Raw genomic sequence first — 13235 nt, forward strand, 5'->3', positions numbered from 1 at the left:
GACTATCAGAAGGCTTTTTCGAAGTCGGGACGACAGGATTTGAACCTGCGACCCCACGACCCCCAGTCGTGTGCGCTACCGGACTGCGCCACGTCCCGATGTAGTGGTGTAAACTTCCTGACGGGGGCGGGTTTGTCAGGAATCCCAAAGATAGGGCGCAGGGGCTATAAACTCAACTGAAAAGCGCGCACTTAGCCCCGGTCCTGGCACAGTTCCACCAGTACTCCGTGGTTGTCCTTCGGGTGCACAAAGGCCACCCACTTGTTGTCGGCACCCTCCACCGGCTCCTCGTTCAACAAGGTGAATCCCTCCGCGCGCAGGCGCTCCAGCTGGGCGTGAATGTCCTCCACCTCGAAGGCCACGTGGTGCATGCCCTCGCCCCTCTTCTCCAAAAAGCGGGCCACGGGCGAGTCGTCCGCCGTAGCACCCAGCAGTTCCACCTTCGAGTCGCCTGTGGCGAAGAAGGCGGTGTCCACCTTCTGACTCTCCACCTCCTCCCGCTTGTAGCAGGGCGTGTTCAGGAGCCGTTCGTAACTATCGATGGCCTCCTCCAGGTTGGATACCGCGATGCCTATATGCTCAATTTTCAAGTCCATATGTCTGACAGGTCTGAAGGTTCAACAAGTCGAAAAGTCCGGGCGCCGGCGGTCAGAGTTGCACATAGCGCAGGGCACGGACGCCGTCGAGATCCCGGATCGACTGCTGTTCACCGTCGTCCAGGGTACGATCCACCGCCACGGCCGTGATGGCCTCGGATCCCTTGCGGGCTCGCCCGTTGCTAAGGGAGGCGATATTGATGTCGCGCGCCGCAAGGGCACCGCTTACGGCCGCCAGCATGCCCGGACGGTCCTCGTTCTTGTAAATAAGAAAATCGCGTCGAAGTCGCAGTTCGATACCGAAGCCGTCGATGTCCACAATCCGGCTGTCCCCCTCACCAAAGACCGTGGCGGAGATGCTGCCGTAGTCCTCGGCTCCCTCCAGCTTGACGGTCACCAGGTCGCTGTAGGTGCCGGGACGCGAAACGGTGGTCTCACGTATGCCGAAGCCGCGCTCCCCGGCGTAGTGGCGCGCGTTGATCAGATTTACCGACTCGCTTACATGCTGCAGCAGCATGCCCTTCAGCAGGGAATCGGTGAGCACCTCGGCATAGCGCGCGCAGGTCCCCGAATATTCGAAGGAAAATTTGTCGGTGTGTTCAGGGGCCAGCTGCATGGTCACGCTTCCCAGCCGCTCGGCCAGCTCCAGGTAGGGCTGCACCTCGCTGTTGGTGGTCAGGGCGATGGACTTGCCGTTGAGACTGCCCTTGAAATCCTTGCGCTCCAGGGCGTCGGACATCTGCAGGGCAATATGCCGGGCCACCTTTTCCTGGGCCTCTTCGGTGGAGGCACCCAGGTGCGGGGTGGTAACAATGCAAGGGTGGTCCAGCGCCCTTCGGATCTCCTCTCCGGGCGGTTCCTCCGAGTAGACGTCCACCGCAATACCCGCAACGGGCCCCTCCTCAATCATGGCAACCATATCCTCTTCCCTGATAATGCCTCCACGGGCGCAGTTGATCAGCCTTACACCCTCTTTGAACGCAGAAGCATTCTCCATGGAGAAGAGTCCGCGCGTCTTGTCGGTCAGGGGCGTGTGCACAGTCACCACGTCGGCCGCGCCCATCAGCTCCTCCAGCTCGACCAGCTCAACGCCGGCCTGCTCAGCCTTCTCGACAGAGGCGTAGGGGTCATAGGCCACCACCTTCATGCCGAATGCCTTCATGCGGGCGGCCACTTCCGAGCCGATCTTGCCCAGTCCCACCACGCCCAGGGTCTTTCCATGTACCTCGGCGCCCATGTACTTCTTACGGTCCCATCCCCCCTCCTTCACACGCCGGACCGCCTGGGGGATGTTGCGGGACAGGGCGAGAATCATCCCGCAGGTGTGCTCGGCCGTGGAGACCGTGTTCCCGTCAGGGGTGTTCATGACCAGCACGCCCCGGGCGGTGGCGGCGGGAATGTCGATATTGTCCACCCCCACCCCGGCGCGGCCCACCACCTTCAGGCTGCGGGCCGCCTCCAGCACCTCACGGTCCACCGTGGTAGCGCTGCGCACCACAATGCCATGGTAATCCGTAATAGCCTGAAGCAGGGCCGGACGGTCCAGCGACGTCTTGCGAACGGTCTGCATGCCCCGCTCCCGGAAGACCTCCTCGCAGACAGGGTCGACGTTATCCAGTACCAGGATCTTGAAAGCCATAGAGTATGATAGGTATTGGGTGAAAAGGTGCGTCTCAGACGCCCGCAAACTCGGTCAGCAGCTCCTTGAGTCCGTCAATGCCATCCCCCGTTTCGGAGGAGGCGATTACGATGGGCACTTCGATATTCATCTCGTCCAGTATATCAGCCAGCCGGAACTCCGCCTGCTTCTGCTTGTTGCGGGAAAGTTTATCTGCTTTGGCCAGCACCACCACGAATGGCATGCGGTTGGAACCCAGCCAGTAGAAAAAATCCTCGTCCAGCTTGCTGGGCTTGTGGCGGATGTCCACAAGGTGTACCACCAGCCGCAGGGTTTCGCGCCGGAGCAGGTAGTCGCGGATGTCGCGTCCCCAGCGTTCGCGTTCGGCCTTGGAAACCTTGGCGAAACCGAAACCCGGAAGGTCGACGAAATAGGCCTTGTCATCCACCAGGTAGTAGTTCATCTGCTGGGTCTTACCCGGCACATTGGAAGTGCGGGCCAGTCCCCCGTGGTGCATGACGGAATTGATGAGGGAGGACTTGCCCACGTTGGAGCGGCCGGCAAAACAGATCTCCGGGTAACCCGGTTCCGGGCACTGGTCCAGGGTGGGGGCGCCTGTAATGAACTTGGCCTTCTGGAACTTCATCAGACGATTTCGTTCTCTTCCTTGGCCACGCCGTGATTCACCGGCACGGGGTACTCCTCGGTAAAGCAGGCCGTGCAGTACTCCCCGCCGCCGGGGTTGGCCTCCTTCACGGCATTTACCAGTCCCCCGGGCGAAAGGTAGCGGAGGCTGTCTACTCCGATCTCGCGGGCCATGGCGTCGATGTCACGTCCGAAACGGTTGGCCATCAGCTCCTGCGGGTCCGGGAAGTCCATACCGTAGTAACAGGGGCTGATAATAGGAGGCGAGCTCACCAGGAAGTGTACTTCGGCAGGGTCGGCGCCTCTAATCATGTCCACCAGGTAGCGCGAGGTGGTGCCGCGCACGATGGAATCATCCACGATAATCACCGACCGCCCCTTGAGTACGCCTTCAACGGTATTGAATTTGGTGCGCACCTTCTGCTCGCGCTGCTTCTGTCCCGGCGAGATAAAGGTCCTTCCCACGTAGTGGTTGCGGATCAATCCAATTTCAAACTTGCACGGACGGCCCATCTTCTGGTTCTCGTGGACGTAACCCAGCGCGGCCGTGTTGGAGGAGTCGGGTACGGAAATAACGATGGGCTTACGGTCCGACGGATTCTCCTGCAGCACTTCGTCCAGGGGATGTTCCCTGGCCAGGTACTTGCCCAGGTTGCGCCGCACCTTGTCCACGTTCTCCCCGAAAATCTTGCTGTCGGGACGGGAAAAGTAGACGAATTCGAAGATACACTGGCTGGTGCCCGTGCCCTGCTCGGGCTCCAGGCGGTAGGAGGTCAACTCCCCCTCATCGGCCTTGCGGTCGATGACCAGCACCTCGCCGGGCTCCACGTCGCGTACATACTTGGCCCCTATGATATCGAAGGCGCAGGTTTCGCTGGCCACGCACCAGGATCCGTCGATCACGCCGAGGGCGAGGGGACGGAACCCGTTGGGGTCGCGGACGGCGATCACCTCTTCGTCGGTCATCATCACCAGGCTGTAGGCCCCCCTGATGCGGGAAAGCCCGTCCAGGATCTGTTCGATCTTCGTGGGTTTGCGGCTTTTGGAGATGAGATGAAGGATCAGCTCGGTGTCCGAGGTGCTCTGAAAGAGAACCCCCTCCTTGCGGAACTGCTCGCGAAGCTGCCGTGCATTGGCCAGGTTGCCGTTGTGCCCTATGGCCAGGTTGCCCTCGCGGTAGTGCACGCGGAAGGGCTGGATATTGGCCGGGTTGCGGGAGGCACCCGAGGTAGAATAGCGGTTGTGTCCAATAGCCGACTCCCCCCGCAGCTCGTTCTCAAAGATCTCCTGGTCGTCGAAGACCGAGAGCACCAGGCCGAAATCCTTGTGGGCGGGCATGGTCCAGCGTTCCATGTCGGCGTCGTACCAGGAAGTGACGATGCCTGCGGACTCCTGACCCCTGTGCTGTAGGGCGTGCAGGCCGTAGTAGGAAAGAAGAGCTGCGTTGGGATGCCGGTGAACGCCGAAAATGCCGCAGTGGTCGCGAGGCTTGTCAATCATCGAAATGGGTGAGGTTCCCGGTTACCAAAAGGTAAAATTACAAAATTCGGCAGGCATATAGAAGCTGTAAATTGCCCATTCAGGGGAGCGGCCATCAGGCAAGGTGCGAGACCTCCTCGGACTCCCGATCCAGGCTCTCCACCGCCTTGCTGATATCAAGATAAAATTGCTCGGGTCCCACCACGTCATCCAGCCCGGAACGGCTGAACATGTCGCGCACGGGTCCCTTCACCCCGGTGAAGATCACCTTGATGTCCCGCTCGCGGTAGTCGTCGATCACATCCTTCAGGGCGTGCAGCGCGCTGGCGTCCACGTCGTTGATACCCACCGCATCGATGATCACCTGCCGGAGCTGTTTGCCGCTCTCGTATTCAAGCTGCTCCAGCTTCTCTTTCAGGTAGGAGACATTGGCGAAGTAGAGGGAGGAGTCGATGCGCACGATGATGGTGTTGGTCTGGGTGAGTCCCTGCGGGTAGCGCTCCAGGTCACGATAGGTATCGGAATCGGGGATGCGTCCCAGCATCACAATATTGGGATAGGAGCTCTGATAGATGACAATGCCCAGGGAAATGAGCACACCCACGCCGATGCCCTCCAGGATGCCCAGCGCCATGGTGGCGACAAAGGTGAGCAGCATGAGACGAAACTCGCGCCTGCGCACCCTCCACAGGAAGCGCGCCTCGCCCACCTCCACCAGGCCCGGCACGGCCGTAATAATGATGGCGGCCAGTGCGGCATAGGGCAGGTAATGTATCAGTGGAATCAGCAGAAGCAGTGCGAGGGCTACCATCGCGGCGCTTATAACCAGGGCCATGCCCGTACGGGCCCCGTTCTCATCGTTGACAGCGGTCCGCGAAAAACTGCCCGCAACGGGATAGGCATGAAAGAGGGATCCGGCCATGTTTGCCAGACCCATGGCAAACAGTTCCTGGTTGGAATCCACCTTATAGCTGCGCCGCCTGCGCTCAATGGCTTTTGCCAGTGCGATGGAGGAGGTGAATCCCAGAAATGCCACGGCCAGTACCGTGGGCATGACCTGCCACCACGGCAAGCCGGCGAGCGCGGGAAGGGAGGGCACCGGGTAACCCGCCTGCACCGATCCCACGATCTCCACCCCGTAGCGGTCAAGCCGCATCATCCAGGCTACCAGGATGGCGCCTACCACGGCCAGGAGCTGGGCCGGAAGGCGGGGCGCCCAGCGACGCAGGGCGACAATGACCAGGATGCTGCCCAGGCCGACCGCCAGCGTAGGGCCATGAAACTGTCCCATCCGGGAAAGGGCTTCGGTAAGCATCACGTAGGCATACTTGCTTCGCGCCACCTCCACGCCCATCAGATCGCCCAGCTGGCTGAAGCCGATAATAAAGGCAGCGGCCGACGTAAAGCCGCTCAGCACGGGTTTGGAGAGGAAATTCATGAGAAAACCCATGCGGAAGAGTCCCATAAGAAACTGGGTGACTCCCACCAGAAAACTGATGGCAAGCACCAGGGTAATGTAGATCTCCGTACCGGCGGATGCCAGGTTGGCCGCCCCGGCCGCCACCATGATGGAGACAATGGCCACGGGACCCACGGCCAGCTGCCGGGAGGTGCCAAACACGGCATAGATTACCAGGGGCACGATGGAGGCGTAGAAACCGTAGACCGGGGGCATGCCTGCCAGCAGAGCGTAGGCCATGCTCTGGGGAATGAGCAGGATTCCAACCGTAATGCCCGCGCGCAGGTCGCCCCGCAGGGCCGGCATCCCGTAGTCCCTCAGCCAATCGGTAATGGGAATGAAACGACGGATCGGGGACTTTCGGTTGTTGTTCATGATCGGAACAGCCTGAAAAGATCCCGGATGTTAACTGCGGCGGCATCCGCCGTCAACTTCCTACAAAACAATGAAATATGGTGCGAATTCCATTCCAAATCCAAAAAAGGCCGGCCCGGCTTACGCCGGACCGGCCTTGAAGAGCGGGAAACGAGATTCGAACTCGCGACCCCAACCTTGGCAAGGTTGTGCTCTACCACTGAGCTATTCCCGCTTTTGAGTAGGCCAATATAAGACTTGTGGGCTATATACTTCAACTATAATTCCCCTCGCGCCGTATCCTGGCGCGCACCTTCTCGTCGGGTATCTCACGCTGGAGGGTCTCCCTGTCGGGCAGCTCGGGGCGGTCGCGGTAGCGGTCCACGGTGCAGAGAAAGCCCAGCTCCTCTCCCCGGTCGGCCTGGAACTGGTGCAGGGTGCCAGAAGCGACATAGACCACGTCGTGCAGGTCCAGCTCATGCACCCCGTTGCCCAGGATGAGGGTACCCGAACCGCGGATGACCACCACCGAATGGGGATGGCGGTGGCGCTCCAGGGAGGTATACCCCCCTTCGGCCACTTCGAAATAACGCGTCTGAAAGGTCAGTCCCCGCTCATCAGGCGCTTCGCCCAGCAGACTATAGCGGCTCACACCCGCGTGGCTGCCGGGATCGTCCTTGTAATCTCGGCGCTCGATATCGGGCCAGCGCGGCTCGCCGCCGCCGGCCTTGAGTATTTTGGAGCGGTCTTCGGACATGGTTCGCAGCAGTTGAATGAGGGTGCCTATTCGGAACCTTTAAGCATGGCGGCCAGCTCGCGCGCCGCCTCGCGCACCCCGCCGGGGTGCTCATAGAGACTTGTGCCCAACAGGAACACGGTATCGGGACCGTAGGTTTCCATCCAACGCGGTATATTTTCGAGCCGCATGCCGCCCCCTGGCATGGGAAAGGCGGAGGGAAAGGGCAGGTCGCCGCGGCGGGCCGCCTTGTTGATGGACTCGCACTCGGCCAGGCTGAAGGAGAAGCGTCCCCCCGTGTTGGGATAGACCACCAGGTCGGCCCCCAGGGCCCGCCAGAGTTGTCCGTAAAGCAGGTCGGGGGTGAGTCCCTGATGCGGGTGCGTGGTGAGTCCCCCGGAAAAGGCGGGGTGGGCGATAATGGGCAGAGACAGGTCCATGCGCGCCAACTGGTGCATGGTCTCCATGCCAGCGATGTGGGGACAGACCAGCGCGCCGTCGGCGCCCAGCTCCGCCGCCCGGCGGTAGCGCTCCACACATCGGTCGGCGCGGGCGGTGATATGGGCAAAGTAGCGAGCTCGGTGGCCTGTCTCCTGCTCGGCGTGGCGCACTCCCTCCACGCATCGGCGTACCCGCTCGCCGAAAGGCGCCCACGCCTGGTCGCTTACTCCGTGGTCATCTTTCATGATATCCATGCCACCAGCCGCGAATGCACGGCAGAGTTCCCCCAGCTCTTCGGCGGTGGAGCCCGCCGGCTTGAGGGAGGTAGCGCAGAGGGGGCGGCCGTCCAGGTCCCATGACTCACGCAGGACCCCGATACCGAAAGCGGGTCCCCCGAACAGCCCATCGGGCAGGGAGTTCCAGTCCACCGCCGCCACCCGTATGCCGGCCTGCAGGGAGATGTTGCCGTAGAGCGTATTCAGGAACTGCGAGAGGTCGCCCCTGGTCAGCTCGGGATTCCAGCCGATGGTAACGCGGTGGCCTTCCTCCTCCAGGGCTTCGGCATCCAGCGGTTCGCCCACCACCTCCCGGGCGATCCTTCCGGGCAGCACCCTGCGCGGCAATTCCACGCTCTGCTCCAGGCAGATGCTCTCCACCTTCTCTTCCAGGCTCTCGTCTTCGGCGGGGAAAATATGGTAGGTCACCTTCATCATGGCGGGCCTCCTGTCAGGCGTCCATCGGGATGGTCTCATGGCGCGCGGGACCCGTGGAGAGGATCTTCACGGGCACCTGCAGGTATTCTTCGACAAAGTCGATGTACTCGCGGGCCCGGGCTGGCAGGTCGCCGGGGCGCGCGCAGCCGGAGAGGTCGCTCTCCCAGCCCTTCAGGGTAGTGTATTCGGGCGTAATGCCGCCGTGGTCCGACAGGTCCAGCGGGAAGACGCGGGTCTCCTCTCCATCCACCCGATAGGACGTGCAGAGGCGGATCTCTTCAAAGTCGTTGAGCACGTCCAGCTTGGTCAGGGCCAGCTCATTCACCCCGTTCAGGCGTACGGCATAGCGCAGGGCCACCAGGTCGATCCAGCCGCAGCGCCGGGGGCGTCCGGTAGTTGCGCCGAACTCCTCCCCCTCCTCGCGCAGCCGGTCCCCGGTAGCGTCCTTCAACTCGGTGGGAAAGGGACCGTTGCCTACGCGGGTGCAGTAGGCCTTGGTGATGCCCATCACATGGTCGAGAGCGGTGGGAGGAATGGCCGAACCGGTACAGGCGCCGCCCGACGTGGGATTGGAGGAGGTCACGTAGGGATAGGTGCCGTGATCCACATCCAGCAGACTGCCCTGGGCGCCCTCCAGCAGAATGTCGCTCCCCTCCGCCACCGCGTCGTGTAAAAGCTCCGAGGTGTTCGTGATATAGGTACACAGCTCGTCGGCGGCCCTGCGGGTACGCTCCACCAGGGGGGCGGCTTCCAGGGGCTCCTCCCTGTAGATATGCTTCAGGGCCTTGTTGATGTCGGCCAGGTTGCCCTCCACCTTTTCGCGCAGGCGTTCAGGATGGAAGAGATCGCCCATGCGGATGCCCACCCGCGAAATCTTACTAACGTAGGCGGGACCGATGCCCCGGCCCGTGGTGCCGATGGCGTCCTCGCCCCGGCTCTTCTCCTTGACCCGGTCCAGCAGCTGGTGATAGGGCAGGATAACGTGGGCGGCGCTGCTGATAAAGAGGCGCCCGGCCAGGTCCACCCCCATCTCCTCCACGCTGCGAATCTCCTCCAGCAGGGCGAAGGGGTCGATGACCACCCCGTTGCCAATCACGCATCGGGCGTCGCCGTTGAACATGCCCGAAGGGATGAGGTGCAGAACGATCTTGCGCCCGTCAAACTTGAGGGTGTGGCCCGCGTTGGCTCCGCCCTGGTAGCGGACTACGTAGTCCGCCTCCCGGCTGAGCAGGTCCACGATTTTGCCCTTTCCTTCGTCGCCCCACTGGGCGCCAACTACTACTCGAATCGACATGGCGGATAAGACACAAAAAAAGGGGTGGCGGCCACCCCTTTTTCTCGGTTAGACTTTACTTGCGGATCAGTTCTCCTCGTAGGACGCCACGGCCTCGTCGAGGTTCTTGTAGTTCTTGAAGACCGTGATAAGCTTGGTGACGACCAGGAGACTCTCGATCTTGTCGGTGGCGTTGGCGAGGCGAAGGTCGCCGCCGGACTTGCGCATGGTGGTCAGCGCTCCGATGAGCATGCCAAGGCCGGAGGAGTTCATGAACTTCACCTTTCCGAGGTCGACCACGACGTTGGTCTTGTCCTGTTCAATGAGCTCGTGCAGTCTCTCGTTGAGACTGACCGCGTCGGGTCCTCCCATCACCTTCCCCTTGAACTCGAGGATCACGCAGTTGTAACGTTCCGAAATATTGAAATTCATGCTCAGATCTCCTGGTTTGGTTTAGGGTTGGGCTGAAATCACAACTCCAGCCTCTTTTTCAGTTCAACCACTGCGGAACTGGCCACAAAGAGGGAGCTGTAGGTTCCGATGATCACGCCCAGCATGAGGGCAAAGGAGAAGCCCTTCAGCACTTCCCCGCCAAAGATAAAGAGCACGGTTACCACAAACAAGGTGGTTACCGAGGTGATGACGGTGCGGCTGAGCGTGTCGTTTAGGCTTCTGTTGACCATCTCGCCGTGCTCCATGGTCTTGTAAATCAGGGAGTTCTCCCGGATGCGGTCGAAGACCACCACAGTGTCGTTGAGGGAGTAACCCACAATGGTGAGAAAGGCCGCGATGATGGCCTGATCTATCTGCATGCTGAAAGGTACCAGGTCGGCCAGCAGGGTGAAGACCCCCAGGACGATAATCACGTCGTGGAAGAGGGCGGCCACTGCTCCCAGTGAGTAGGTCCAGTTCTTGAAGCGGATGAGGATGTAGACGAAGATCACCACCAGTGCGAAAAGGATGGCGTTCAGCGCCCCCCGCTTGAGATCCTCCGCAAAGCGGGGACCCACCACGTTGGTCTGCTGCACCGTGGCCGGGTTGTCGGGGTAGAGATCCTGCAGGTTGGAAGCGATGGTCTGCTGCACGGCATTGATGTCGCCGGGGTTGTCGGTGCGGATCAGGATGTCGGTGGGGTCGCCATATCGCTTGACCTCCGGTACGGAGCCAAGCGGACCGCTGAGCTCGCTGCGCACCTCCACCGCGTCCACGGGCTGCTCAAAGGAGTAGACAAACTCCTTGCCGCCCTTGAAGTCTATTCCGTACTGCAGGCCCTTGGTTGTGATGCCGATGAGGGAGGCCAGGATCAGCACGCCAGAGAGCATGTAGGCGGCCGTGCGGCCCTTGCTGAAATCAAAACTTGGGGTTTCAAACCATCTCATAATTGTTGGTCCTCGTCAGGTTAAATACTGGAATTTCATTGGTTGGGAAGCACCTAGCCAAAGCTGATGGTGGCATCGCGGTCGCGGGTCAGGTAGTCGACCACCACGCGTGTGATCACGATGGCGCTGAAGAGCGATGCGGCAATTCCGGCCATGAGCGTGACGGCAAAGCCTTTAATGGGACCTACCCCGAAGCTGTAGAGGATGATGCCCACGAAAAAGGTGGTCACGTTGGCGTCCATGATGGCACTCATGGCATTGGAGTAGCCCCCGTCGATGGCCGCACGGAGGGTCTTGCCCCCGCGCTGCTCCTCACGTATGCGGTCGAAGATCAGCACGTTGGCATCCACTGCCATACCGATGGTGAGCACGATGCCCGCTATGCCGGGCAGGGTGAGCGTGGCCTTGAAGGCCGCCAGGATGCCCAGGATAAAGAAGATATTGAGGATCAGCGCCAGGTCGGCGATGGCCCCGCCCTTGTGGTAGTAGACGATCATGAATACGGCCACGATAAACAGTCCGATGACCGTGGAGTAGAAACCGGCCTGGATGGAGGCCTCGCCGAGGGTGGCGCCCACCGTGCGTTCGTTGACGATATCCAGGGGCGCGGGCAGGGCGCCGGAAAGCAGGATGTTCACCAGGTCCTGCGCCTCCTGCTGACTCTCCAGTCCGGTAATGGAGGAGCGTCCGTTGGAAATCTTGGAGTCCACATTCGGGTAGGAGTAAACGTAGCCGTCCAGCACGATGGCGATGGGACGGCCGATGTTGGCGCCGGTGATGCGCGACCATACCCTTGCACCCTCACTGTTCATATTCATGGAGATGCGGGGCTCGTTGGTGGCCTGGTCGAAATTCACGCTGGCCTCCTCAATCACCTCGCCGGTAAGCTCCACCTGCTCGCGCACTCCGATCAATTCGAAGAACTCCAGCCCCTGCTCCTCGTTCGTCGAGAAAGGCGCGGCGCCCCACATCAGCTCGGTGTTGCGGGGAATCATGCTCTGTACCTCCTCGCGTGCGAGCAATTCATTCACCCGGGCGGTGTCCACGCCGGCCGCGTAGCCGAAGACGTAGGAGTTACGCACCTGCTGGGTGTTCATAACCTGCAGCAGGGGATTGGCCCCGGCGTTCTGGCCGGTGGTGTCCTGCTGGGCCTGCTGGTTATAATAGGAGACAATTTGTTCCTTGGCCGTCTGGATGTCGTTGGCGTCGGGCGTCAGGCGGAATTCCAGCCGCGCGGTGCCTTTCAGCAGGTTGCGCACACGCTCCTGGTCAGAGACGCCGGGCATCTCCACCACCACGCGGTTGTTGCCCTGCACAAAGATGGAGGGCTCGGTCACCCCGTAACGGTCCACCCGCGAGCGAACGATGTCCATAGCGCGGTCCACCGCCATGTCGCGCTGATTCTTCAGATACTGCACAATCTCCTGGTTGCTGGAGCGCCGGGTGATGTCCTCGGTCTCCGAACGGTAATAGCGGCTCAGCATTCCGTCGGGGAAACGGTTCTCGAACTCTGATGCCATCTCGTCGATGAAATCGGTGTCGTTCTGAAGGGCGCGCTGCTCGGCTACGTTGATGATGTTCTGCAACGTGGAGTCGGCATATTCGCCCGCCAGCTCATATAGAAACTGGGGCGTGCCCAGCTGCAGGGTCACATGCATGCCGCCCTGCAGGTCAAGTCCCAGCGAAAGGGAATTCTGCCGGAGATCCTGCAGCTCCGCACGGTTCTCCTCGCGGTACTGCTCGGCCTCCGCCTGGGGCAGCGATTCGATGTAGTTTCGCTCCAGCATGAGCGCGGCCGAGGGCCAGAGGTAGTAGATCGACATGGCCAGGAAGACCACGATAAAAGCGATTTTTGTTCCGTTGTTCTGCATGGAAATAAAACCTAAGGTGTTTACGATTGGCACGGGCAGCTTGACGCCCGGCGATACTGGGATGGCAAGAAAGGGGGGCGGGCGGCGTCAGGGTGCGCCGATAGCGATGCCATGTATCATGGCTTCGACCGCCGGCACCTGCAGGGGATCAGCGTAGAGCAGGTCTGGCCCGGTGTGGCGTGAAGCCGTGAGTCCGGTCGACCGATCGGCCGCCGAAAGGTTGAAACCCGGGGCCTGGTCGGTTTTTTGAGGACCGAATAACTTTCCGCTGTCGGGCAGGGGCACCGCACTCATGGCGTTGCCTGTCTGATAGTGGCTCCACTCGGCCAGCAGCAGGTGGTAGACCTGCGCGGCGGCGGCCGACTCTTCCAGCGGGAGATTGAATTCTTCGTTGTTGCGTGTCACGATCTCCGAAGCCTCGCTTACCACGCGGCTGAAGTCCATGCGCGACTGGCGCAGGCGGTTCAACTCACGGCGTACCTGCTGGTCGTCCGCCTCACGCACCACCGAGCTGAGCCAGTCGGCAAAGGACTGGGTCCGGTGGGCGGCCTGCAGGGGACGGGCCATGCAGGCCAGCATACCCCCGCAGATCACAAGCACGGTGAAGCGAGCAGCCATATGTGAACGCAGTAAATTCATAGCAAACGGAAAATAGCCAGAATGACAAAACG

12 protein-coding genes and 2 tRNA genes are annotated in these 13235 nt (G+C 61.2%); all 14 read right to left on the minus strand.

The features are described from left to right. Positions 1-24: 24 nt before the first annotated feature. Positions 25-98, minus strand: a tRNA-Pro gene (locus U5K31_10875). Positions 99-191: 93 nt separating this feature from the next. Next, positions 192-596 carry a methylmalonyl-CoA epimerase gene (gene mce / locus U5K31_10880; protein MDZ7773223.1) on the minus strand — a complete coding sequence of 135 codons (405 nt, stop codon included), beginning with the start codon at positions 594-596 and terminating at the stop codon, positions 192-194. A gap of 52 nt (positions 597-648) precedes the next feature. Further along, positions 649-2235: a phosphoglycerate dehydrogenase gene (serA, locus tag U5K31_10885; GenBank protein MDZ7773224.1), complete on the minus strand. Its 1587-nt coding sequence runs from the start codon at positions 2233-2235 to the stop codon at positions 649-651. A gap of 34 nt (positions 2236-2269) precedes the next feature. Beyond that, entirely contained in the window at positions 2270-2860 is a 591-nt protein-coding gene (gene yihA / locus U5K31_10890; protein ID MDZ7773225.1) for a ribosome biogenesis GTP-binding protein YihA/YsxC, read from the minus strand. Then, complete coding sequence (purF, locus tag U5K31_10895) at positions 2860-4359, minus strand: amidophosphoribosyltransferase (protein ID MDZ7773226.1); 1500 nt, start codon at positions 4357-4359, stop codon at positions 2860-2862. The genes yihA and purF overlap by 1 nt, the downstream gene beginning before the upstream one ends. A 94-nt stretch (positions 4360-4453) precedes the next feature. Continuing rightward, on the minus strand, positions 4454-6172 hold the full coding sequence (locus U5K31_10900) for a solute carrier family 26 protein (protein ID MDZ7773227.1): 1719 nt from the start codon (positions 6170-6172) through the stop codon (positions 4454-4456). Positions 6173-6314: 142 nt separating this feature from the next. Further along, a tRNA-Gly gene (locus tag U5K31_10905) sits at positions 6315-6386 on the minus strand. A gap of 39 nt (positions 6387-6425) precedes the next feature. Next, on the minus strand, positions 6426-6908 hold the full coding sequence (locus U5K31_10910) for a cupin domain-containing protein (protein MDZ7773228.1): 483 nt from the start codon (positions 6906-6908) through the stop codon (positions 6426-6428). Between the two features lie 26 nt (positions 6909-6934). Next, the gene (locus U5K31_10915; GenBank protein MDZ7773229.1) at positions 6935-8080 is read right to left on the minus strand and encodes a RuBisCO large subunit C-terminal-like domain-containing protein; all 1146 of its coding nucleotides are present in this window, start codon (positions 8078-8080) and stop codon (positions 6935-6937) included. Next, on the minus strand, positions 8055-9335 hold the full coding sequence (locus U5K31_10920; GenBank protein MDZ7773230.1) for an adenylosuccinate synthase: 1281 nt from the start codon (positions 9333-9335) through the stop codon (positions 8055-8057). The genes U5K31_10915 and U5K31_10920 overlap by 26 nt, the downstream gene beginning before the upstream one ends. A 66-nt stretch (positions 9336-9401) precedes the next feature. Beyond that, the gene (locus U5K31_10925) at positions 9402-9746 is read right to left on the minus strand and encodes an STAS domain-containing protein (GenBank protein MDZ7773231.1); all 345 of its coding nucleotides are present in this window, start codon (positions 9744-9746) and stop codon (positions 9402-9404) included. 38 nt (positions 9747-9784) lie between these two features. After that, the gene (gene secF, locus U5K31_10930) at positions 9785-10693 is read right to left on the minus strand and encodes a protein translocase subunit SecF (protein MDZ7773232.1); all 909 of its coding nucleotides are present in this window, start codon (positions 10691-10693) and stop codon (positions 9785-9787) included. A 53-nt stretch (positions 10694-10746) separates the two neighbouring features. Then, positions 10747-12564, minus strand: coding sequence for a protein translocase subunit SecD (secD, locus tag U5K31_10935; GenBank protein ID MDZ7773233.1), 1818 nt, complete (start codon positions 12562-12564; stop codon positions 10747-10749). Between the two features lie 87 nt (positions 12565-12651). After that, positions 12652-13182, minus strand: a complete 531-nt coding sequence (locus U5K31_10940; protein MDZ7773234.1) for a hypothetical protein — start codon at positions 13180-13182, stop codon at positions 12652-12654. Positions 13183-13235 lie beyond the last annotated feature (53 nt).

The organism is Balneolaceae bacterium (assembly GCA_034521445.1).
Taxonomy (GTDB): domain Bacteria; phylum Bacteroidota; class Rhodothermia; order Balneolales; family Balneolaceae; genus JAXHMM01.

Coding starts and splice junctions, on each gene's coding strand:
- mce (MDZ7773223.1), bottom strand. CDS start 596: ATGGACTTGAAAATTGAGCATATAGGCATCGCGGTATCCAACCTGGAG.
- serA (MDZ7773224.1), bottom strand. CDS start 2,235: ATGGCTTTCAAGATCCTGGTACTGGATAACGTCGACCCTGTCTGCGAG.
- yihA (MDZ7773225.1), bottom strand. CDS start 2,860: ATGAAGTTCCAGAAGGCCAAGTTCATTACAGGCGCCCCCACCCTGGAC.
- purF (MDZ7773226.1), bottom strand. CDS start 4,359: ATGATTGACAAGCCTCGCGACCACTGCGGCATTTTCGGCGTTCACCGG.
- U5K31_10900 (MDZ7773227.1), bottom strand. CDS start 6,172: ATGAACAACAACCGAAAGTCCCCGATCCGTCGTTTCATTCCCATTACC.
- U5K31_10910 (MDZ7773228.1), bottom strand. CDS start 6,908: ATGTCCGAAGACCGCTCCAAAATACTCAAGGCCGGCGGCGGCGAGCCG.
- U5K31_10915 (MDZ7773229.1), bottom strand. CDS start 8,080: ATGAGACCATCCCGATGGACGCCTGACAGGAGGCCCGCCATGATGAAG.
- U5K31_10920 (MDZ7773230.1), bottom strand. CDS start 9,335: ATGTCGATTCGAGTAGTAGTTGGCGCCCAGTGGGGCGACGAAGGAAAG.
- U5K31_10925 (MDZ7773231.1), bottom strand. CDS start 9,746: ATGAATTTCAATATTTCGGAACGTTACAACTGCGTGATCCTCGAGTTC.
- secF (MDZ7773232.1), bottom strand. CDS start 10,693: ATGAGATGGTTTGAAACCCCAAGTTTTGATTTCAGCAAGGGCCGCACG.
- secD (MDZ7773233.1), bottom strand. CDS start 12,564: ATGCAGAACAACGGAACAAAAATCGCTTTTATCGTGGTCTTCCTGGCC.
- U5K31_10940 (MDZ7773234.1), bottom strand. CDS start 13,182: ATGGCTGCTCGCTTCACCGTGCTTGTGATCTGCGGGGGTATGCTGGCC.